We start from the raw sequence: 19,915 nt of genomic DNA, 5'->3' as shown, positions 1-19,915 counted from the left end.
GCACACCTGATCGAATCGTCCACTACGTCACCATAGCGAGGAGGGCCCGCCTTGGATGCCCTGCGCCCTCCGTTCCAGTACTACGGCGCCAAGGGCAGGCTGGGCCCGTTCCTGGCCAGCCTCCTGCCGCCGCACGAGGTGTACGTCGAACCCTTCGCGGGCAGCGCCGCGGTGTTCTTCGCCAAGCAGCCCGTCCAGATCGAGACGATCAACGACATCAACGGCGACCTCATCTGCTTCATGAGGACGCTGCGCGATCGGCCCCGATCGCTGATCCGCGCGATCGAGCTGACGCCGTACGCCCGCGCCGAGCACCAGGCCGCCAAGCTGGGCGACAACACCGCGTCAGACCTGGAGCGCGCCCGCCGCTGGTGGATCCAGTGCACGCAGTCCCGCAGCGGTGAGGCCGGCGCCTCCTGGCGCAGGCCGACCTCGAGAACGCGGGTCAACAACCCGGCCGGCTCCAAGCGGGCCGCCGCGGCTCTGCGCTGGCACGCGGCTCGGCTGCGGGAGGCGTTCATCGAGCAGGTGGACGCGTTCGAGCTGATCGAGCGGATGGACTCGCCGCAGACCGCGATGTACGTCGACCCGCCGTACCTGCGCAGCACGCGGAACGAGTTCGGCTCTGGCCACTACGTCAAGGAGATGGACCTGGAGCCCGAGCACCGCCGCCTCCTGGAGGTCCTCGCCGCCTGCAAGGGAGCCGTGGTGCTGTCCGGGTACCGCAGCGAGCTGTACGACGAGCTGCTCTCCGACTGGCGCCGCATCGACTACCGAGTGCGCGCCTCCAGCTCAGACGAGCGGAGGCACGCCGTGGAGTCCGTGTGGATCAATCGCTAGGCCATTTACTCCTCATCGCCCTCCTTCAATGACAGGCCGAGGCGCTTGCGAAGCCATCGTGCTCCGTGGTGAAACATCCATGCGGTTGGAGCTGCGAGTACAGCGGAGCCCCATCCCTGTTCCGCCACGACGTTGATCAGAGCGGCGGTCGTCACTGAGCCGATGATCAGCCATGTCCGAAACTCCGTCGCCAAAATCCAGCACGTAACCTGTAGAACGGGTTCCCAACTCCGTCGGGCCGGATCCTTCAAGGCGCTGCGAAGCTGCACCATTCGGATGCCGTATCGCAAGGCGTGATAAACCTGCATGCTGGCAGTGGCCTTAGCTCGTGCCAAGTCGTACAACTCGCTGTGAGCTTCTTCGTCGTAGCGTTCGCGGTGAGCATGGGGCAGCATGAAGAGGGCGAGTTTAACCATGCGCGTGGCAGGGCGCGCGACTTCAACGCGAGGCTTGTCGGAAACCGGCTGGACGTTCTCATAAGGAACCACGGCAGGTCTGAACCGATGCCGGTCTAGAACGCGGTGAAGTTCGTAAGCGAGCAGCCGCACACGATCCTCAACGCTTGCAATCTCGTAGTTGGGTCGGGAGTTGCGGACCGCAGCGTGAAGAACGTCGAGCTCACGCTCCAAACGGTGGAAGAGCTCGAAGACCTCGTTCCCTGCATAGGAGGGGATGTTCGCCTCTTCGAGGCTAGCTGCTAGCTCATTCATCCACGTGGTGACGGCTCTACAGTCATACGCTCCATGTTCGGCGAGTGGCTCGATTCCGTTGTCTATTTCCTTGGCTATAAACTCCAAGATCAGGCAAGCCTCCTCCAGGCTGGGCTGACGATGCCTGATCGCGTATAGGGAGTTCGCGTCTGCAGTCATGCGGTCCCGCCCAACAGACCACGCCTTGCGGCAGAGATTCTGGCGACCTGGGTGTGCGCCGTGGCCAGGGCATCACGTGCCTGCACTATGCCATCCGGCGTGAGTCTGTAATAGCGGCGCCGAGGACGACCCTTCTCGTGCGGGTCGGCATCTTCCCAATGTGACGTGAGCCAGCCTAGCCCTTCGAAGCGGGCGAGAATCGGGTGGATAGTACCTGTGGGCAGACCGGCGGCTGCGCATATCTCCAGCCCGTACATCTCTCTTGTGGGGTCTTCGAGCAGGGCTCGAAGGACAAGTTGCGTGGGCAGCGTCATCCGCGGCCCTGCTCGTTTAGGCATGCTCTTACTCTACCTAGCCCCCTAAGTAGAGAACCACCTAATGCGGAAATTCACGCGCACGCTAAGAATGGAGTGGCGGCATGGACATCAAGGAGTACCAGCACGTGCCCGAGCTGGTCGAGGCCGTCAAGGTCCTCGGCGGCCAGGTCCCGGAGGTCGTGGCCTGGATCAACAAGCACTCGAACCTGAAGGGCATCATCGGCCGGACAGCGCTCCGCGGCCGCTCGGGCGAGTACGTCGACATCCAGACGCCTGAGGGGATGCGCCGCGCGTACCTCGGCGACTACGTCCTGCACGACGGCGGGGGCGAGTTCTGGCCCGTCGCGGCGTCGATCTTCGAGCGCCGGTTCTCCGAGCTGGGCGCGGCGGGCGAGTAGTGCGCATCCAAGTCCTGCAGCTCCCGCTGATCGAGATGGGCGGCATCCACGAGGAGCCGTTCGCGCTGATCGTGGACCAGGCCCAGCCCGGCGACGACACCGAGTCGCTCAACGACTTCTCGGAGAAGATCGGCGCCCGCGCGATGTGGGTGACCGAGCAGACCGTCGAGGTCGTCGAGCCGGCCCCGCCGCAGTGGATCGATGCCGTGGCAGCCGATGACGACCACCCCGAATACTGACCTGCTGCGGGAGGGCTGATGGCGGAGATCGCGCCGCAGGAATACCGGATGGTCGCGGTCCGCGACCTGAAGCCGCACCCGGACAACCCGCACCGCGGCGACATCGACGTGATCGTGGCGTCGATCCGGAAGCACGGCTTCTACGGGTCCGTCGTCGCGCAGAAGTCCCGGATGCGGATCATCGCTGGTGAGCACCGCTGGCGCGGCGCAACCAAGGCCGGGCTGAAGCACGTGCCCACCGTCGTCATCGACGTGGACGACGAGACCGCGAAGCGGATCATGCTGGCGGACAACCGGCTCGCCGAGTACGGAGAGTACGACGACGGCAAGCTCGCCGAGCTGCTCCAGTCGCTTCCCGACCTCGACGGCACGGGGTGGCGGGAGGAGGACCTCGCGGACATCCTGCACGACCTCGGCAACGAGATCGAGATCGTGCAGGACGAGCCCGCCCAGCCGAGGCCCGCGCCGGCCCCGGTCCCCGCCTCTGCCCGCGACGTTGACGAGGACGAGTTGGCCGACGTCGACGACGACCAGGCCGACGAGGGCCAGGACGACGAGGACGAAGAGGACGACGCCGGCGACGTTGGCCCCGCCGCGGCGGCCGCGCCTCCTCCTCGGCCGAAGGCGGGCGCGCTGGTCGAGCTGATCGTGCCGCTGACGGCCGCGCAGCACGACGAGGTGACGGGCCTGATCGCGGCCATCCGCGCGCGGGACGGTGCCGTGCCGCTCGCGGATGTGGTGGTGGCAGCGCTGCGAACGCACGCAGAGCGCCAGCGGTAACGCTGACGGAAGGAGGCGGCTCCCCTCATGGCTGAGGACGCACAGACGAAATTGGCCCGGCATGAGCGCCGCTACCAGGCCTTGCAGATGCGGATCGCCGGGGTCAGCAACGCGGTGATCGCTCAGCGGCTCGGCTATTCGTCGCCGCAGCTGGTGTCCAAGGACATCACGGCCGCGTTGAAGCGGGCCGCCAAGCAGGAGTCGATGGCGGCTGAGGAGTTGCTGAACCTGGAGATCAACCGGCTCGACCGGATGATGGCGGCGGTCTGGCCGAAGGTGATCAAGGGCGAGGTCAACGCCGTCGAAGCCGCGCTGAAGATCGTGAACAAGCGGGCGAGCCTGCTCGGCCTGGACCTGATCAACCGGAACGGCGCGGCCGACAACGACATGGCCAGCCTGCTCGGCAACATGCTGATCCAGCTGCAGCAGCGCCACAACGTGCCCGACCCGGACACGGACGTGATCCTTCAGGCCGAGGTGATCGGCGAGATCGGATACGACGACGCCGGGGGCGAAGCGTGAGCCTGGCCATGGCGATCAAGCTGTCGCCGAAGCAAGAGAAGAGCATCGCCGAGTCGACGGCCCGCCTGAACATCTGGCAGGGGGCCATCCGGTCGGGGAAAACCATCGCCTCGCTTATTCGCTGGGTGATCTTCGTGGCGAACGCGCCGCGAGGTGGGAGCCTGGTCGTCGTCGGCAAGACGAGCGACACCGTCGGCAGAAACGTCTTTGAGCCGCTCATGGACCCCGCGATCACCGGCCCGATCGCCAAAAGGATCACCTACACCAGAGGTGCGCCGACCGCGAAGATTCTCGGCCGCACCGTCGAGATCGTCACCTCCAACGACGCCCGAGCGGAGAACCGCCTGCGAGGCATGACGGCGGTTGGCGCGTACGTTGACGAGATCACGCTGATCGACCGGGCGTTCTGGGACATGCTGCTCAGCCGCCTGTCCGTAACGGGCGCCAAGTTGTTCGGGAGCACGAACCCTGACGCGCCGTCGCACTGGCTGAAGAAGGACTTCCTCGACCGGGCCCACGAGCTCGACCTCAGGAGCTGGCACTTCTCGCTCGACGACAACCACAGCCTCGACCCGGCCTATGTCAAGGCGCTCAAGAGCGAGTACAGCGGGCTCTGGTACAAGCGCTTCATCAGCGGCCTGTGGGTCATGGCCGAAGGCGCGATCTACGACATGTTCGACGAGGACAAGCACGTCGTCACCGCGCTGCCGCTGATGGAGAAGTGGCTGTCCGTGGGGATCGACTATGGCACGACCAACCCGTTCGCCGCGCTCCTGCTCGGCGTCAGCGTCCCCGACCGGGACGGGCAGCGCCGCATCTACGTCGCCTCCGAACTGCGGTACGACTCCCGCGCGGAACGCAGGCAGCTCACGGACGGCGAGTACAGCGCGCGGCTGACGGACTGGCTGGACAACATCCCCGGCACGTACGGGCCTGGCACGCACGGCGTCAGGCCTGAGTGGCTGATCGTCGACCCGAGCGCGGCCAGCTTCATCCAGCAGCTGTACCGGGACCACTACCGGCCGATGCAGGCCGACAACAGCGTGCTGGACGGCATCCGCACCGTCTCGAACGTGATCTCAGCCGATCACCTGCGGGTGCACGAGAGCTGCCGCTACCTCCTCGACGAGATGGCCGGCTACGCCTGGGACGACAAGAAAGCCGAGAAGGGCGACGACGCCCCGGTCAAGGTGGACGACCACAGCGTGGACGCCCTCCGGTACGCCGTCCACACTACGCAAGCGGCGTGGATTCGCCTCCTCGAACCCGTCCCCATGTACTAGCTCCAGATCGACACGTGCACTGCCCTAGGTGGGCGGCATCGACGTGGTCAGCCGCGGCGGATCTCCCCCTCGAAGCGGACGACGCCGACGGTATGCTGGTCGAACGCGCGTTCGCCTTCCGGCATGCTGACCCAGCCGCGGCTCCTGAAGGTGCCGCCGTACCCCGTGAATTTCCCCGTGGCCTCGACCACGGTGTACTCCACCTCCAGGGTGCTGTGGCCGTCCCCTGTAGGCGTGTGCAGGACGGCATTGTCCCGCGTGCGCAGCATGGAGCCGTCCTTGTCGAGGAAGACGTGGAGCATCGTGTACTCGACCCTGCCGTCGCCGACTTGCTTCAGGTCGCTGGTGGGCTCGCCGTAGGCGGCACCGTCGATGGCGCCTGTCACGGCGCCGATGCCGGACTTCTCGGTCAGAGTCAAGAGGCTGGCCGTGCCGCCCATGCTGATGCTGCCAGGTGCTTCGGTGTGATGCCGGTTGACCATGGGATCCATCCTTTCCGCTAAAGGAACGCAGGTCTCGCTCCATAGTCGGCGCCGCATGCCGAACAGCCAAAAATTTTTGCCGGTACGGCAAAACCGACCTGCCTAGACGCGCACCCCAGACACGCGGCCGGTTGTGGCGGCCTGGCCGCCCGGAGGTGCGTTGTGCTCCGCGCGGCTTCCCCGTGCGCGCGTCGAGCACACCGGTGCGGCCCCGGCCCCCTGCTGTTGAGGGGCAGCGCGGGGCCTGGGCCGCACCCAGGACCTGACCATCCCTGACCTGGGAGAGCCTCGTGGCCGACTTCACGTTCAACATCGCGCTGGGCCGCATCACTGAGCTGCACAACCGCGTCCGCGCCAACGACCCGTCCGGGTGCGCGCTGCTCGTGGTCGCCCTGGCCGCGGCCGGCATCGAGTCCGACGCCGACCTGAAGGACAAGGCGACGCTGTTCGACGTGCTGTCGGGCACCACCAACGAGGTTCCCACCGGCAACGGCTACGCGCGCAAGGTGCTCGTCGCGGCGGACCTCAGCCCGGCCGTCGTCGACAACACCAACGACCTCGTCAACGTCGACATCCCCGACCAGACGTGGACGCAGGTCCTCGCGGCGAGCGGAGCGTGGGCCAAGCTGGTCATCTGCTACCGGCCGTCCGCGTCCTCCACCGACTCGCAGATCGTGCCTCTCACCTGCCACGACTTCGCGATCACTCCCGATGGGACCGACGTGGTCGCGCAGATCGCCGCATCGGGCTTCTTCCGGGCGCAGTAGATGGCGGTCCGGTTCGACGCCGCTGGCGAGGACTACCTTCGTGTCGTCAATCTCTCCACGCAAGGTGCATGGTCGGTGACGTGCTGGGTGAAACTCTCCGCCGACCGAAACAACTACAGCAGCGCGTGGTGCATCGACAGCAGCATCGGCAATTACAACCTGCTCCAGACCGACAACGATGGCACGACGATGGGCTTTTTCCAGTCCAGCGTCACTCCTTTGGCCACGCGCGCGATGACAGTAGGCGTCTGGTACTTCATCGCCATCTCGGTCAATGGCTCGTCCGGGACGATGGTGTCCAGGGCAGCCAACGAGACGGCGTACAGCATCGCCACTTGGAGCAACGGCGCGGGTAACACGACGCACACGAACTTCCGCATCGGAGACTCTGTCTATGGCGGGGAGTGGCTCAACGGGTCCATCGCCGGACTCAAATGGTGGAGCGCCGCCCTGACGCAGACGCAGCTGGAGGCCGAGGCCAGCCAGTTCCTTCCTGTGCGAACGACCAATCTGCGCGCCTACTACAGGTTCAGTGGGCCGTCGACGACTGACAACTCCGGCAACGGCCTCACCCTGTCGGGAGGCAGCGGAGCCTCGACTGATACCGACCCTGTTCCCTTCCAGTCTGCGCCTGTCCGGCTGTCCAACAACTTCGATGTCAACGTTGCTGACGGAACCGCGATCACCCTCGCGAACTCTGGCGGCAACGCCGGGAATGCCTTCCACAAAATCGTCGGCCAGCCGTTCTATAGCAGCTGGATCCCACACCGAGACGGCGGCAAGACCGCCAGCAATGCGATCATCGGAGCAGGCGACCCGCACCTCGATTGGGAGAACGTCACCCAGCCCGGGAACACTTTCTGCGCCCGAATGTACATTTACCGGGACGGGACGCCCGCGGGCACGGTCCCGATGTTCGCGGCGCTTGGACCCTCCGGGGTCCTCTTCAAAGCGTGGATGTTCAACACCGGCCGCGTCGGGGTGTGGGATGCCGGCTCCGACGTCGAGTACATCAACACTGGGACGAGCAGGGCACCATTTGAGCAATGGGTTCGGTTCGAGTGGAGATTCGACCTGGGCACATCCGGCGTCGGCACTCTCGAGCAGTGGATGTACTTCTCAGCCGACTCGGCCGTCCACGACCACTACGCGATCGCAAACGTCGCATGGGGTGGCGTAAAGCCGAGCACCGTCGAGTTTCACCTCCGCAGAGATTCGGCCTGCGCGACCTACATCGACGACATCGCTATCTCCGACGTCAAGCTCGGGTCGGCGTTCTCGCAGATCGCTGAACCTATCGACCGCGTTACGGAGTCGAGCACGGCGCAGCCGATCAGCGCGCGCAAGCTCCGCATGGTCAGGCCCGTGTCGTCCGCCGAGACGGTGCTCGGGGCTCGGGTGCTGCGGGCTCGTCGGCTCAGCACGGCGACTGAGGCTGACGCTTCGGACATGCTCGGCAGGCAGAAGCGCCGCTCCGTGGGACAAGCCGCAGAAGCTGGGAACCCTGCGGACGCGGCCGGCGCGCACGCGCTCACGCTCGGCCGCGGCATCGAGTTCAGCGAAGCTCAGCAACTTGCCGCCTCGCTGGGCCCGATCATCCGGACGCTCGTCGAGAGCAGCATCGCGCTCCCGGTGACCGGGACGAAGATCCGCCATGTCGGCATGGCCACCACCGCGGACGTCGTCAGGGCGTCGCGGCCTGTCCATCAGCGGCTTCTTGGCGTTGCGGCGGATATGAGTTCGGCCGTCGTGCTGAACCGCGTCAAGCAGGTGCGCCTCAGGCCGGCGTCGGAGATCAGCCTGGCGGGCCGTTTCGGCACTGGCTTCGTCGTCCTGGTCGACGAGCTGGACCAGGCGCTGCCGATCGTCCCGCTGCTCTATCGCGGAGGCCCTTTTACCGGCGTGGAAGGGCCTGGCGAGACGTGGAGCGCCGACGTGCTGCGGCGCCGCTGGATCGTGGAATCGGCCAGCCGTACATGGAGCGCTGACCTGTCGCGGCGCAGCTGGGACGTTGACCCGCCCCGCGGCACCTGGTCCGCAACGCACACCTAAGGAGGCGTGGTGAAAACGATCTCGTCGCTTTCCCGCGAGTGGCTGCCGTTCTTCGTTCATGGCGCGACCGGCGTGGAGCAGGTGGAGATCGCCTTCACCGGGCCGGGCGTCGAGCCTGCCGAGAACGACTGGCACCCCGCCGAATGGAAGGCGGGTTCCGTCACGGAGGCCGGTGCGACGGCGCTCATCCTGTTCGGCCCTGGCGGCACGGTCTCACGGCCGGATGGCAGCTACCAGGCGTGGGTCCGTGTGACCGCGCCGGTCGAGCAGCCGGTACTGCCCGCGGGGCTCATCGACGTCGTGTAGGCCCGCCTGTCCGGCGACTGACAACAGAAGAGAGGCGTAAGAGCGATGCCGCTGCCGGTGCAGGATCAGGAGTGGCCGCCGCCGCACATCACGCGTGAGCTGCGGCTCTATCGACAGTGGGAGGCCTGGTACGCCGGAGATCCCGACCGGTTGGCCAGCGTGTACGGCGCGAACCAGGTCCATGGGATCGGTATGGACCCGAAGGGCTGGGACCGGCCGCAGAAGGGCGTGACCGGGGCTCTCAACCGCGTCAGCCGCTGGTTTTGGGGATCGGCGACGCCGGCCGGGCAGGTGCGCAGCACGAAGCTGCACGTCCCGATCGCAGGAGACATCTCGTCGACGTCGGCAGACCTGTTGTTCAGTGAGCCCCCGACCTTGCGGGTGAAGGGAAAGAACGGCCAGAAGCGGCTCGACAGCCTCATGCATGAGGCGGGCATCTATGGGTCGCTGCTGGAGGCTGCCGAGGTGTCCAGCGCGTACGGCGGGGTGTTTCTGCGGGTCGGCTGGGACACGGAGATGTACGACCATCCCGTCCTGTCGGTGCTGCCTCCGGACGCGGCGATCCCAGAGTTCCGGTACGGCGCGCTCTTCGCGGTCACGTTCTGGCGGGTGCTGTCGGAGAACGACAAGTGCGTGATCCGGCATCTTGAACGCCACGAGCGCGGCCGGGTCTACCACGGGCTTTACGAGGGCACCAGCGACAAGCTGGGCAAGCCCATCCCGCTGACCGAGCACCCCGAGACGGCGATCTACGCCGACAAGATCGACGAGGACGGCGGGTTCGACACCTACTACTCCAAGGGTCTGCTGGTCACGTACGTGCCCAACATGCGGCCGCACCGCCTGATCCGGGGGACCAGCCTGGGCCGGTCCGACTATCAGGGCGTTGAGCACCTGATGGACAGCCTCGACGAGGTGTGGACCAGCCTCATGCGGGACATCCGGCTCGCCAAGGGCCGCGTGATCGTCCCCGACCTCTTCCTCGAAAACCACGGCCGCGGCAAGGGCGCGAGCTGGGACCCGGACAAGGAGATCTACTCCGGCCTCGGCATGCTGCCGCCGCCCGGGGCCGCGCCGAACGCGATGCTGACGATCAGCCAGTTCGACATCCGCGTGGCCGAGCACGTCGAGTCGGCCAAGGCCTTGGTCGGTCAGATCTTGCGAGGCGCCGGATACAGCGCGCAGTCCTTCGGCGAGTCGGACGGCACCGGCCGGCAGCTGACCGCGACGGAGATCCACTCTCGCGAGCGGAAGTCGTTCAGCACTCGCGGCAGGAAGACGGGCTACTGGAATCCGTCCCTGATGTGGCTGGCCGAGGCGCTGATGAGCGTGGACCACGGCGTGTTCGGTACGAAGGTGTCGGCCGAGCGGGGCGAGGTGCACTGGCCGGACGGCGTCATCCCGGACCCGGAGGGGCTGGGCCGGACCGTCGAGCTGCTCAACCGCGCCCAGGCCATGAGCCTGGATGCCAAGGTCCGCATGGTCCACCCCGAGTGGGACGACCACCAGGTCACGAAGGAAGTCAAGGCGCTCCGTGACGAGCTCGGCCTGACGGTGCCCGACCCGGACCGGCTCGACGATGTTCTGATCCCCGAACTGGATGAGCAGGAGTGAGCACCGCGGCGGCCGAGGCCCTCGCGCAGCAGGAGCTGCAGCAGTTCGAGAACAGCCTCGATCACGCCCGCGCGGTGGCGGCCGTCTACTACGACGCGGAGCGGGAGCTGCTGCGCATCGTGTCGGAGTCGCTGGCGGCGAGGCTGGGCGAACCCGAGTGGGAGGGCGTTCGGTTCGCTGAGATTCGCGAGCTGAGACGCCAGGCCGACCGCGTGGTTGCGCGGCTGGAACGGCTGTCGGACAAGCTCGTCACGACCGGCGTGAACACAGCGTGGCGCCGCGGCGTGAAGCGCGCGATGACGGACCTATCCCACCTCGGAAACGCGAAGGGCATCGGTCAGGGCCAAGGCGTGATCGAGCTGGCCAGGCAGACGGTGCAGCGCGTGCATAGCGTTCACATAGGGGCGCTGCGCACCACGGAGGACGTGTACTCCCAGGTGATCGCGCAGGTGGCCGGCCGGGCGCTGGCGGGCGCGGAGACGCGCGAGCAGGCGACGAAGCGGGCGCTCGACATGTTCGCCCGCAAGGGCATCGCCGGATTCACGGACTCGTCCGGCCGGTCCTGGTCGATGGGCTCCTACACCGAGATGGCCGTGCGCACCGCGATGTCCCGGGCGGCCGTCGACGGGCACCTGTCCACGCTGCAGGAGAACGGCGTCGACCTGGTGATCGTGAGCCGTCTGCCGTTCACGTGCGAACGGTGTGACTTCTGGGAGGGGAAGATCCTCACCCAGGCGGGCAGCATCGGGTGGCGGCAGGAACTGTCGTACGTCTCCGATGAGATGGTCGACGTGCTCGTGGAGGGCACCGTCGAGCAGGCCCGCACGGCAGGCCTCATGCATCCGGGATGCGGGCACAACCTGCGGGCGTATCTGCCGGGAGCCACCAAGCGGCCTCCGGTGCAGCGCCACCCGGCGGGCTACCGCGACATGCAGAAGATGCGCCGCACGGAGCGCGACCTGCGGGCCGCGCGCCGCCAGGCGTCGGTGGCTCTGGACAAGACGGACCGGGACCGGGCCGAGGTGCGAGCCAACAGGCTGACCAACCAGATCCACGAGCTGGCCGAGGACAAGCGGCTTCCGGTCCGTACCGATCGGCAGAAGGCCAAGGTGCTGCCGCGCAGCCTGGAGACCCGCTCGGACGAGGAGCTGGCGGCGCTGCTCGGTCAGCACGCCGACGACGAGCCGGCCGTCAAACGGATCACGCAGGTCCTGGAGGAACGCGACCAGGAGCGGGAACGCGATCGGGACGAGCAGGTCACCTCGGCGTTGCGGGAACTGCCGGAGGACTACTCGCAGGTCACCGAAGAGCAGATTCTGGAGCTCGTGCAGCGCTTCTCGGCGGCCGGGGATGACGTGGCGCTGGAGCGGCTGCTGGCCGAGCTGGACCGCCGCGAGCAGAACCCGAACTGGCGCTACGACGTGGAGGAGACGGCCGAGGACCGCGCGGTGGCCGAGCTGCTCGACTCCGGCACGGACCCATTGGAGGCGTACGCGATCGTGTACGGCTTGGACCCGGAGGTGATGCGGCGGGAGGAGGCACGCGCGCACGTCGAGTCGCAGCGGCTGCCGGGCGAAACCCTCGACCAGGTGGTTCGCCGCCTGTACGACGAGTGGCTGGAGATCCATTACGTCGCGGCGGAGCGGTACACGCGCGGCGTGCTGGTCACCGCTGAGGGTCGCCGCCAGGGCGTCGACGGCCGGTCGCTTCTGTCCGGGCCGGCCGCCCGTGCGATGAAGTGGGCCAGCGACGAGCTGAAGGCCTGGTGGGAACAGCACCCGCGGATGACGCTGACCGAGTTCCGTGCGCAGGCCCTTGGCCGCGACTCCGACAAGAGAGCGGCGCGGCGGACCAGGGAGGACCGCAGGTGACGCTTTCCGAACTCGACCACAGGGCGGCCGTCACCACGGCGCGGTGGGCGGCGCTGACCCGCCGACCGGTCACCGAATGCCCGTACAACCCCGCGGGGGACGCGCGACAGCGTGCGCTCGCCTTCCTGTGGGTGCGTATCTACCGCAGGACCCAGTCAGCCGGGAGCTGACCGAGTCCTGTCCGCCTGTAGGCCCGCCTGGCGCGGGCCTTTCTCATGTCCGGCTCCGGGAGGGCCAATGTTCGATCACTCGATGCTGCCGACGACGCCTGGCGCGATCATCGGCTACCGCAAGTCCGGCAAGCCGATCCGGCTGATCGCCGGTGGCGCGCCCGAGGGAGAGGGAGGGGGCGAAGGCCAGCCGCAGGGCGAACCGCAGAACAGCGGTGGTCCTGAGGCCGGGGTCACGCAGCCCGACCAGCAGCAGAGCACCACCCCCGACCCGCTCAACTCCCGGCAGCGGGAGGAGCAGGTCAACCCGGACGCCATCAAGGTGGAGCAGCTTCCGTCGTGGGCGCAGAAGCTCATCCGGGAGACCCGCACCGAGGCTGCGGAGTTCCGCAACCAGCTGCGGGACGCGCAGAAGGCCGCCGACGAGGCCGCCAAGGCGAAGGGGCCGTCCGCTGAGGAGATCACTCAGCAGGTCCAGTCCGACCTGGCCAAGCAGATCGGCAAGGCGCTCGGGCTCATCGGTGAGGAGCAGAAGGAACTCACGCCGGAGCAGATCATCGAGCAGCTCACCGGTGAGCGGGACTCGACCGCGAAGGAGCGGGACGAGGAGCGGGACCGGCACCGCCGCGCGCTGATGGAGCTTGCCGTGCACCGGCAGGGCCTGAAGCTCGGCGCAGACCCGGACGCCCTGCTCGACTCCCGGTCCTTCCTGAAGAAGGTCCGCGACCTGGACACCGACGCCGACGACTTCGCGCAGAAGCTCGGCGAAGTGATCGAGCTCGCGGTGACGGAAAACCCCAAGTTCAAGGCCGGCTCCCTGGCGGGGCCGCCCAGCCGCTCGGGAGGGGAGTTCGCCGGCGGGCCTGGCGGACGTGCGCCCAACGCCGAGCCGTCCATCGACGACTTCCGCAAGCAGAGGACTGCGAAGAAGTCGTCGCAGTAACCGCCAGCGGTACCGCTGACATCCTTAGGAAAGGCCCGAAATGGCTAACACCTTTCTGACTCCGAGCATGATCGCCCGGCAGGCTCTCGCCAACCTCTACGAGACGACGGTGATGAGCCAGCTCGTCTACAGGGACTACGAGGACGAGTTCGTGTCGCGCATCGGCGACACGATCACCATCCGCAAGCCCGCGAAGTTCGAGGCGAAGGACTTCGACCGGGAGACCGGCATCGAGATCCAGAACGCCGTCGAGGGCAAGATCCCGATCACTCTCGACCGTTTCGCCGACGTCTCCTTCGCTGTGAGCAGCGAGGAGCTGACGCTCGACATCGTCGACTTCAACGCCCAGCTGCTCGCCCCGGCGACCGAGGCGATCGCCCAGAAGATCGACCGCGACATCCTCAGCCTGCGGGCCGACGTCATGCACCGGCAGGTCGGCCTCAACACCGACACCACCGAGGCGTTCCGGTACGCGAACCCGCGTACGGCCATCGCCGCGCGCCGCGTCCTGAACCAGGCCAACGTCCCCAGCACCGACCGCTACATCGTGGTCGGTCCCGAGCAGGAGGCGCTCTGGCTGAGCGACGACCTGTTCAACCGCGCTGATGCCCGAGGGGATACCGAGGGCCTGCGCGAGGCCAACCTGGGTCGCAGGGTCTTCGGATTCGATAGCTACCAGACCCAGAACATCAAGGAGCCCGAGTTCCTGCCCACCGACCCGGCAGGTACAGAGCTCCCGGACCACGAGATCGGCGTGGCCTTCCACCGGACGGCGTTCGCCTTGGTCACGAGGCCGCTCGTGCTTCCGCAGGGCGCCGCGAACGCCCACGTCGAGTCCTACAAGGGTTTCGGGTTGCGCGTGGTCATGGACTACGACATCTCGAAGAAGCAAGACATCGTCAGCATCGACTGCCTGTACGGCGTGAAGACGCTCGACGAGAACCGCGCCGTGGTCCTCACCAGCGGCACGACCAAGACCAAGGCGTAAGGAGTGTCCGGAATGTGGGTCTACCACAACCGGAACACCGGGCTGACGGTCGAGCAGCCGGAGCGTAACCGGATCATCGAGTGCTACCCGCAGTGGACGATCGTTTCTTGTCCCGATGAACCGGCCGCTCCGGCCACTCCGTCCGCGCCGGGGCCTGCCACCGAGCAGGCCCCGGCCGGCCCGCCTCCTGGTCTTCCGCCTGGCCCTCCTCCTGAGAGCGCGAACAAGTCCATCTGGGTCGCGTACGCGGTCTTTCGCGGCATGGCCGAGAAGGACGCCAAGGCCCTGTCGAAGGCCGCGCTCATCGAGGAGTTCGGCCAGGACGACACCGACAACTGAGGAGGCCCGTGGTGGTGGTGTACGCGACGGCCGCAGACTACGCGGCCTTCACGGGTAAGCCCGCCCCCGAGGGCATCGATGCGTCCCTTGCCAGGGCCAGCGAACGGATCGACGAGCTGCTCATCGGCGCGGTGTACGACACCGACGACCAGGAGATGCCGACCGACCCGCGCGAGCGTGACGCGATCACGCGGGCGACCTGCGCGCAGGCCGCTTGGATGCTCGCGACCGGCGATCCGTACGGTGTCGCCGCGGCGTTCAAGGACATCTCGATCGGGTCGGTGCGGCTGTCGCGGGCCGGCTCGGGGGAGTCTGCTCCTGCCCGGCACGCACCGGACGCGGGCCGCATCCTGCACACCGCGGGCTTGCTGCCTGGGTACGCGTTCGACGTGGCTGCGTGGTGATCGCATGCTTCCTGACTGGCTGCTCCGACATGAGGCCACGATCGAGCCTTTCCAGGGTGAGGGCGCGTACGGCGTGATCTACGACGACGCCGTGACGGAACAGTGCCTGGTCGACGACGAGCGGCGGCTCGTCCGCGACGCCCAGGGCCTGGAGACCGTCAGCGACACGACGATCTTCTTCCGTCCCGGGGTGCACTGCCCCGAGGGCAGCCGCGTCACGGTCAATGGCCGCGTGACCACCGTCATCGCGTCGTACGCGCGTGACGGCGGCGGCCTGCCGACTCCCGATCATGTAGAGGTGGTGTGCCGCTGATGGCCAAGGCTGGCGTGAAGATCGACGTCGATGTCCGGCTCGACTTGAAGCTCGGGCCGGACATCATCGAGCACGAGCTGAACGAGGCGGCGTCGCGCGGCCTGTACCTGGCGGCCGAGCACGTCCTGACCGAGGCGGGCCCTCGTACGCCGTGGCGTGAAGGTCACCTGGAGAAGTCGGGTGACCCGCGTGAGCGGCCGGGCGCGGTTGCCGTGGACAACGGCCGGCTTGAGGCGGCGCTGGGCTACGACATCGCTTACGCGGCTCGCCAGCACGAGGAGATGGACTGGCAGCACCTCATCAAGGGTGAGCCCAAGTGGCTGGAGCGGACGCTCCGCGCCGAGGCCAGCACCGTCCATAAGATCATCGGCACTCAGCTGGAGAGGGCGCTACGCGGATGAGCCCGGAAACGTTCTCCCGCGACCTGCTCACCGGCCTGGCCGAGCTGCTGGCCGACGCCGGCGTCGGTGATTGGGATCCGGTCGGCGCGTACAAGCCGAACCAGCGTGCGATCACGCTCGGTGGTCTGCCGACCAAGCCGGACGAAGCTATCTCGCTGACGATCTACGGCACGGGCGCGGGCGGCGACGACGTCGACCAGTCGGATTCGACCGTGCTGGTGCAGGTCCGCATGCGGACGTCGACGGACCCGCGCGTCGTCGGCGACTACGCCGACAGGGTGTTCGCGGCGCTGCACAGCCGGTCGAATCTGACCTTGTCCACGGGCGTCGTCGTGCTGCTGATCCAGCGGACCATCGTGGCGCCACTGGCGCGCGACTCGTCCGGCCGGTGGGAGCGGCCGGACAGCTATGAGCTGATGACGGTCTGGCCTACGCCGTACCGCGACTAGCAGCTCCTTCCTTTTCCATCGCGCCGTCCCGCAGCAGCGGGGCGGCGCTTTCGCATGCACTGAAGGAGAGATCAGATGCGTAGTCTTCTCGCGCGCGACTGGCGGCTGGACGTGGACACGTCCATTCCGGGCGCGACTGAGCCGGCCTGGACCCCGGTCAAGGGCCTGACGTCGTTCGAGCGCAGCTCGGATGACAACACCGAGGAGGACGGCGACTTCGACGACGAGGTGGGCTACGGCAGCTCCGTCGTGACTGGCCGGACCTGGCAGATCGAGGCCGAGGGCCGCCGTAAGCGCACCGACGACCCGGTGTTCACGCCGGACCCCGGCCAGGAGAAGATCCGCAAGGCCGCGGGGGTCGTAGGCTTCAACGCCAACATCAAGGTCCGTTGGTACCGCAGGGACGGCGCCCCCGACGCGTTCGAGGGCACCTGCACGGTGACCGACTACACCGAGGGCGGCGAGACCACGGACCTTGAGCCGTTCTCGTTCACGCTGCTCGGCCAGGGTGCTCCCGAGGAGATCGAGAACCCGCTGGTGACTCCCTGATGGCGTCATTCAAGGACCTCGACGAGTTCTTCGACCCCACCCTGCCGCTGCCGGTCGGCGGGAAGACATACGTCATCCCGCCGCCCTCCGCCGAAGTCGGCCTGCTGTGCCAACGGCTCATGCAAGCTGGCGTGGCAGCTCACTCCGGCCAGGCGGTGGACGCGGAAGGGCTGAACCAGCTCGCCGAGGTCGTCCTCGACGACGACCAGGAGAAGGACCTCTACCAGCGCATCCTTGGCCCGGTCTGGGACCAGCTGATCGCCGACAAGGTCGCGTGGCCGAAGATCCTGCACGTCGGCCAGACAGCGCTGATATGGATCGCGGCCGGCATGGAGCCTGCGGCCAAGCACTGGGAGTCCGGCAGCGCGATGGGGGAAGCGGAAGCCCCGACTCGGACGGCAGCCTCGGCGGCGACGTCGACCCGGACTCGGGGCTCCGCGACTGGTACGACCCGGAAGACGGCCTCTCGGCAAAAGGCCACCGGGTCACCTGGCAAGAGCTCCTGAGCAGATGGGGGCTCGTCGAGGCTGATCTCCACAGCGAGTTCGGGATCGACCTCGACGAGCCCGGCCTGTTGCAGCGCCGGTCGTGGAGGTGGTTGCAGGCCCGCATCGTTGGCCTGCTGACCGCTGACACGCGGGTCGCTCGGGCGCTCGACCCCGGTGATAACGATGTGAGCCGCCGCAGACGGCATTGAGCGCCAGCGGTTCCGCTGGCATCCCTCGGCCGCCTTTCCCCTCGCCTCCCTTGTGATCGCGACACCCCGAGAGGTGGCTCATGGGCCTCAACGTCGGCGAGCTGTTCGCCACGATCCTCGTCAAGAACCGGTCGGGGCCGCCGATCAAGCAATTCAACCGTGATCTTGATGACGCGGCCAAGAAGAGCCAGTCCAGCCTCGGGACGGTGGCGTCGAACGCCGCCGCGATGGGCACGCGGCTGGTCGCCGTGGCGTCGGCCGGCTCGGTCGCGGCCGGTGGTCTCGCTGTCGCTGCCCAGGGCGGTATCGCTCTGGCGGCCGCGCTCGCCCCCGCGGCGGGCATCATCGCTGCTCTACCGGGCGCGATGGTCCTGGCCAAGGCCGCGACGGCCACGCTCCAGGTCGCGCTGGCGGGCGTCAGCGAAGCTTTCTCGGCCGCGCTGGCCGATGACCCGGAGGCCTTCAAAAAGTCGATCGCGGGTCTCTCGCCTGCGGCCCAAGCGGCAGCGAAGGAGCTCCGGGCGGCCAAGCCCGCCATCGACGGGCTCAAGAGCAGTGTCCAGGACGCGTTCTTCCAGCCGCTGGCCAGCCAGATCACGGCCGTGGCGGCCGCCCTGGTAGGTCCGCTGCAGTCGGGCATGTCCGGGGTCGCGCGGGAGTTCGGTCTTGCTGGCGCGGCCGCGGCGCAGTTCGCGTCGTCGTCGGCCTCGGTGCAGGCGGTGTCGGCGATCTTCACGTCGCTGCGGCAGGCGGTCGCGGACATGCGTCCCGCGATCGAGCCGCTTCTCGCGGGTTTTCGTGACCTGGCGGTGGTCGGCGCGCAGTTCACGTCCGGCCTGGTGCCAGGGATCGCTGGTGCTGCCGCGAAGTTCGGCGAGTTCCTGTCGCAGGCGGCGGCCAGCGGGCAGGCGCTCGGCTGGATGCAGGGCGCGATGGCCGTGTTCCAGCAGCTCGGCACCATCGTGGGCAGTCTGGTCGGGATCATCCAGTCGATCTTCTCCGCGATGCAGACCGGAGGCACGAACGCGCTTGGCGTGCTCGGGCAGCTGCTTGTGCAGCTGAACCAGTTCCTTGCATCGGCTCAGGGTCAGCAGATCTTGGTCACGATCTTCCAGAGCTTGTCGCAGGTCGGGTCGGCCCTGTTTCCGATCTTCCAGGCCCTGGGTGGCGCGGTCGCGCAGATCGCCCCGCACATCGCTAACATCGCGGTCGCGCTCGGCCCCGGGTTGGCCGCCGCGGTGACTGCGCTCGGGCCGGCTCTGGCCGCGCTCGGGCCTGGGCTAACACTCGTGGCTGAGATGCTCAGCAAGGCGTTCGCATCGCCTGAAATGCAAGCGGGACTGCTGGCGCTCGGTCAGGGAATCTCTGCGCTGCTGTCGGCGGTGGCTCCACTCCTGCCGCTGGTTGGGCAGCTCGCCGGGATCTTGGGCCAGACCTTGGGCATGGCGCTGACGAATCTGTCGGCCGTCTTGGCGCCGGTGATCGAGGCCTTGGCGTCCAGCCTGCAGCCGCTTCTCCCGCAGATGTCGTCCCTGGTCACAGAGCTGGCTGCGGCGGTGGGCCCGCTGGCAGCGCAGATCGGTCAGGTGCTCGCGCAGGCGATCCAGGTAGTGCTGCCGCCGTTCGTGGAGCTGACGTCGAAGCTGCTGCCGCCCATGATGAGCCTGGTCAAGAGCCTGATTCCCCTGGTTTCGACCTTTGTGGGCGTTTTGTCTGAAATTCTCGGTGCTGTGCAGCCGATCATCGCGCCGCTGCTTCAGATCGTGGGGGACATTCTGCCCAGCCTGATCAAGATCGTCGAGGGGGTCGTGCGGCTTTTTCGTGGCGACTTCAGTGGCGCGCTCGACATGATCGTCGACGCGGTCACGGGCCTCGGCTCCACCCTGATGAACGCCGGTAAAGCGCTCATGGAGGGCTTGTGGAACGGCATCGTGGCGGCGGGAAACGCGATCAAGAACAACATCGTCGGCTTCCTGCGCGACATCTTGCCCGGTCCCGTCCTCGACTTCCTCGGCATCCACTCGCCGAGCCGACTCTTCATGAAGATCGGTAAGGAAGTCCCGGCCGGACTCGCGCAAGGCATCCTCGGGGCCGGAGGTGTGGTCCGCACCGCCGCGCAGCGCATGGCGGGCATCGTCGCCGGCACCGGAATCCCGGACCTGGCCGCTCCAGGCGTGAGCCTTCCGGGCGGCATGTCCGTGGGCGGTCTCGGCAACGCCCGGACCGTGATCCACCAAACCAACTACTACCCGCAGGCCGAACCCACGAGCGTGAGTGTCAATCGCGGGTTGCAGCTCGCGGGCGCCCTGGGGGTGATCTGAC

General features: G+C 67.5%; 25 protein-coding genes. 22 read left to right on the top strand and 3 right to left on the bottom strand.

Features of this window, described 5'->3' with window-relative positions; genetic code table 11:
* Nucleotides 1-51: 51 nt before the first annotated feature.
* The gene (locus BLR04_RS31250; protein ID WP_090772051.1) at nt 52-840 is read left to right on the top strand and encodes a DNA adenine methylase; all 789 of its coding nucleotides are present in this window, start codon (nt 52-54) and stop codon (nt 838-840) included.
* Nucleotides 841-845: 5 nt separating this feature from the next.
* On the opposite strand, the gene BLR04_RS40025 is transcribed toward BLR04_RS31250, so the two are convergent.
* Complete coding sequence (locus tag BLR04_RS40025; RefSeq protein WP_143022284.1) at nt 846-1,709, bottom strand: hypothetical protein; 864 nt, start codon at nt 1,707-1,709, stop codon at nt 846-848.
* A complete protein-coding gene (locus BLR04_RS31240) occupies nt 1,706-1,966 on the bottom strand; it encodes a PadR family transcriptional regulator (RefSeq protein WP_245740751.1) in 261 nt (86 codons plus the stop codon). The genes BLR04_RS40025 and BLR04_RS31240 overlap by 4 nt, the downstream gene beginning before the upstream one ends.
* Before the next feature lie 161 nt (nt 1,967-2,127).
* Here BLR04_RS31240 and BLR04_RS31235 point away from each other — a divergent pair, with 161 nt between their 5' ends.
* Genes BLR04_RS31235 through BLR04_RS31215 form a run of 5 tightly spaced genes read left to right on the top strand, consistent with a single transcriptional unit; the run spans nt 2,128 to nt 5,248 of the window.
* Entirely contained in the window at nt 2,128-2,424 is a 297-nt protein-coding gene (locus BLR04_RS31235) for a hypothetical protein (RefSeq protein ID WP_090772045.1), read from the top strand.
* Nucleotides 2,424-2,663 carry a hypothetical protein gene (locus tag BLR04_RS31230; RefSeq protein WP_090772043.1) on the top strand — a complete coding sequence of 80 codons (240 nt, stop codon included), beginning with the start codon at nt 2,424-2,426 and terminating at the stop codon, nt 2,661-2,663. The genes BLR04_RS31235 and BLR04_RS31230 overlap by 1 nt, the downstream gene beginning before the upstream one ends.
* A gap of 18 nt (nt 2,664-2,681) precedes the next feature.
* Nucleotides 2,682-3,443, top strand: coding sequence for a ParB N-terminal domain-containing protein (locus BLR04_RS31225; protein WP_090772042.1), 762 nt, complete (start codon nt 2,682-2,684; stop codon nt 3,441-3,443).
* A 27-nt stretch (nt 3,444-3,470) separates the two neighbouring features.
* Entirely contained in the window at nt 3,471-3,965 is a 495-nt protein-coding gene (locus BLR04_RS31220) for a hypothetical protein (RefSeq protein ID WP_143022283.1), read from the top strand.
* Entirely contained in the window at nt 3,962-5,248 is a 1,287-nt protein-coding gene (locus tag BLR04_RS31215) for a PBSX family phage terminase large subunit (RefSeq protein ID WP_245740744.1), read from the top strand. Before BLR04_RS31220 ends, BLR04_RS31215 begins: the two co-directional genes overlap by 4 nt.
* Nucleotides 5,249-5,295: 47 nt before the next feature.
* Here BLR04_RS31215 and BLR04_RS31210 read toward each other — a convergent pair whose 3' ends face one another.
* On the bottom strand, nt 5,296-5,739 hold the full coding sequence (locus BLR04_RS31210) for a hypothetical protein (protein WP_143022282.1): 444 nt from the start codon (nt 5,737-5,739) through the stop codon (nt 5,296-5,298).
* A gap of 281 nt (nt 5,740-6,020) precedes the next feature.
* On the opposite strand from BLR04_RS31210, the gene BLR04_RS31205 reads away from it, so the two are divergent.
* From BLR04_RS31205 to BLR04_RS31130, 16 genes are all read left to right on the top strand, one after another.
* Nucleotides 6,021-6,497: a hypothetical protein gene (locus tag BLR04_RS31205; protein ID WP_176903374.1), complete on the top strand. Its 477-nt coding sequence runs from the start codon at nt 6,021-6,023 to the stop codon at nt 6,495-6,497.
* Nucleotides 6,498-8,549: a LamG-like jellyroll fold domain-containing protein gene (locus tag BLR04_RS31200; protein WP_090772036.1), complete on the top strand. Its 2,052-nt coding sequence runs from the start codon at nt 6,498-6,500 to the stop codon at nt 8,547-8,549.
* Between the two features lie 9 nt (nt 8,550-8,558).
* A complete protein-coding gene (locus BLR04_RS31195) occupies nt 8,559-8,855 on the top strand; it encodes a hypothetical protein (RefSeq protein ID WP_143022281.1) in 297 nt (98 codons plus the stop codon).
* A 45-nt stretch (nt 8,856-8,900) separates the two neighbouring features.
* A complete protein-coding gene (locus tag BLR04_RS31190) occupies nt 8,901-10,469 on the top strand; it encodes a phage portal protein (RefSeq protein WP_090772032.1) in 1,569 nt (522 codons plus the stop codon).
* The gene (locus tag BLR04_RS31185; protein ID WP_090772030.1) at nt 10,466-12,340 is read left to right on the top strand and encodes a phage minor capsid protein; all 1,875 of its coding nucleotides are present in this window, start codon (nt 10,466-10,468) and stop codon (nt 12,338-12,340) included. Before BLR04_RS31190 ends, BLR04_RS31185 begins: the two co-directional genes overlap by 4 nt.
* A complete protein-coding gene (locus tag BLR04_RS40980; RefSeq protein ID WP_176903373.1) occupies nt 12,337-12,510 on the top strand; it encodes a hypothetical protein in 174 nt (57 codons plus the stop codon). Before BLR04_RS31185 ends, BLR04_RS40980 begins: the two co-directional genes overlap by 4 nt.
* 67 nt (nt 12,511-12,577) lie before the next feature.
* On the top strand, nt 12,578-13,453 hold the full coding sequence (locus tag BLR04_RS31180; protein WP_090772028.1) for a hypothetical protein: 876 nt from the start codon (nt 12,578-12,580) through the stop codon (nt 13,451-13,453).
* A 40-nt stretch (nt 13,454-13,493) separates the two neighbouring features.
* Nucleotides 13,494-14,441: a phage major capsid protein gene (locus BLR04_RS31175; protein ID WP_090772026.1), complete on the top strand. Its 948-nt coding sequence runs from the start codon at nt 13,494-13,496 to the stop codon at nt 14,439-14,441.
* A gap of 12 nt (nt 14,442-14,453) precedes the next feature.
* Complete coding sequence (locus tag BLR04_RS31170) at nt 14,454-14,780, top strand: hypothetical protein (protein WP_090772024.1); 327 nt, start codon at nt 14,454-14,456, stop codon at nt 14,778-14,780.
* A gap of 8 nt (nt 14,781-14,788) precedes the next feature.
* Nucleotides 14,789-15,184, top strand: a complete 396-nt coding sequence (locus tag BLR04_RS31165; RefSeq protein WP_090772022.1) for a hypothetical protein — start codon at nt 14,789-14,791, stop codon at nt 15,182-15,184.
* A gap of 4 nt (nt 15,185-15,188) precedes the next feature.
* Nucleotides 15,189-15,497, top strand: coding sequence for a hypothetical protein (locus BLR04_RS31160; protein WP_090772020.1), 309 nt, complete (start codon nt 15,189-15,191; stop codon nt 15,495-15,497).
* Nucleotides 15,488-15,898 carry a hypothetical protein gene (locus BLR04_RS31155; protein WP_218129239.1) on the top strand — a complete coding sequence of 137 codons (411 nt, stop codon included), beginning with the start codon at nt 15,488-15,490 and terminating at the stop codon, nt 15,896-15,898. The genes BLR04_RS31160 and BLR04_RS31155 overlap by 10 nt, the downstream gene beginning before the upstream one ends.
* Entirely contained in the window at nt 15,895-16,347 is a 453-nt protein-coding gene (locus BLR04_RS31150) for a minor capsid protein (protein WP_090772018.1), read from the top strand. Before BLR04_RS31155 ends, BLR04_RS31150 begins: the two co-directional genes overlap by 4 nt.
* A gap of 75 nt (nt 16,348-16,422) precedes the next feature.
* Nucleotides 16,423-16,896, top strand: a complete 474-nt coding sequence (locus BLR04_RS31145) for a phage tail tube protein (protein WP_090772016.1) — start codon at nt 16,423-16,425, stop codon at nt 16,894-16,896.
* On the top strand, nt 16,896-17,402 hold the full coding sequence (locus BLR04_RS40975; protein WP_176903372.1) for a DUF7426 family protein: 507 nt from the start codon (nt 16,896-16,898) through the stop codon (nt 17,400-17,402). The genes BLR04_RS31145 and BLR04_RS40975 overlap by 1 nt, the downstream gene beginning before the upstream one ends.
* Nucleotides 17,403-17,673: 271 nt before the next feature.
* Entirely contained in the window at nt 17,674-19,914 is a 2,241-nt protein-coding gene (locus tag BLR04_RS31130) for a phage tail protein (protein WP_090772012.1), read from the top strand.
* Nucleotide 19,915 lies beyond the last annotated feature (1 nt).

This window comes from Nonomuraea maritima (assembly GCF_900100395.1).
GTDB classification, from domain to species: Bacteria; Actinomycetota; Actinomycetes; order Streptosporangiales; family Streptosporangiaceae; genus Nonomuraea; species Nonomuraea maritima.
Note: the sequence above shows the minus strand (reverse complement) of the source record. Positions and strands in the feature narration are given on the sequence as shown.

Excerpts from the sequence above, each read along its gene's own strand:
- BLR04_RS31170 (WP_090772024.1), top strand. The coding sequence starts at position 14,454 with ATGTGGGTCTACCACAACCGGAACACCGGGCTGACGGTCGAGCAGCCG.
- BLR04_RS31145 (WP_090772016.1), top strand. The coding sequence starts at position 16,423 with ATGCGTAGTCTTCTCGCGCGCGACTGGCGGCTGGACGTGGACACGTCC.
- BLR04_RS31200 (WP_090772036.1), top strand. The coding sequence starts at position 6,498 with ATGGCGGTCCGGTTCGACGCCGCTGGCGAGGACTACCTTCGTGTCGTC.
- BLR04_RS31175 (WP_090772026.1), top strand. The coding sequence starts at position 13,494 with ATGGCTAACACCTTTCTGACTCCGAGCATGATCGCCCGGCAGGCTCTC.
- BLR04_RS40975 (WP_176903372.1), top strand. The coding sequence starts at position 16,896 with ATGGCGTCATTCAAGGACCTCGACGAGTTCTTCGACCCCACCCTGCCG.
- BLR04_RS31235 (WP_090772045.1), top strand. The coding sequence starts at position 2,128 with ATGGACATCAAGGAGTACCAGCACGTGCCCGAGCTGGTCGAGGCCGTC.
- BLR04_RS31150 (WP_090772018.1), top strand. The coding sequence starts at position 15,895 with ATGAGCCCGGAAACGTTCTCCCGCGACCTGCTCACCGGCCTGGCCGAG.
- BLR04_RS31180 (WP_090772028.1), top strand. The coding sequence starts at position 12,578 with ATGTTCGATCACTCGATGCTGCCGACGACGCCTGGCGCGATCATCGGC.
- BLR04_RS31210 (WP_143022282.1), bottom strand. The coding sequence starts at position 5,739 with ATGGATCCCATGGTCAACCGGCATCACACCGAAGCACCTGGCAGCATC.
- BLR04_RS31225 (WP_090772042.1), top strand. The coding sequence starts at position 2,682 with ATGGCGGAGATCGCGCCGCAGGAATACCGGATGGTCGCGGTCCGCGAC.
- BLR04_RS31160 (WP_090772020.1), top strand. The coding sequence starts at position 15,189 with ATGCTTCCTGACTGGCTGCTCCGACATGAGGCCACGATCGAGCCTTTC.
- BLR04_RS31220 (WP_143022283.1), top strand. The coding sequence starts at position 3,471 with ATGGCTGAGGACGCACAGACGAAATTGGCCCGGCATGAGCGCCGCTAC.
- BLR04_RS31130 (WP_090772012.1), top strand. The coding sequence starts at position 17,674 with ATGGGCCTCAACGTCGGCGAGCTGTTCGCCACGATCCTCGTCAAGAAC.
- BLR04_RS31240 (WP_245740751.1), bottom strand. The coding sequence starts at position 1,966 with ATGTACGGGCTGGAGATATGCGCAGCCGCCGGTCTGCCCACAGGTACT.
- BLR04_RS31190 (WP_090772032.1), top strand. The coding sequence starts at position 8,901 with ATGCCGCTGCCGGTGCAGGATCAGGAGTGGCCGCCGCCGCACATCACG.
- BLR04_RS40025 (WP_143022284.1), bottom strand. The coding sequence starts at position 1,709 with ATGACTGCAGACGCGAACTCCCTATACGCGATCAGGCATCGTCAGCCC.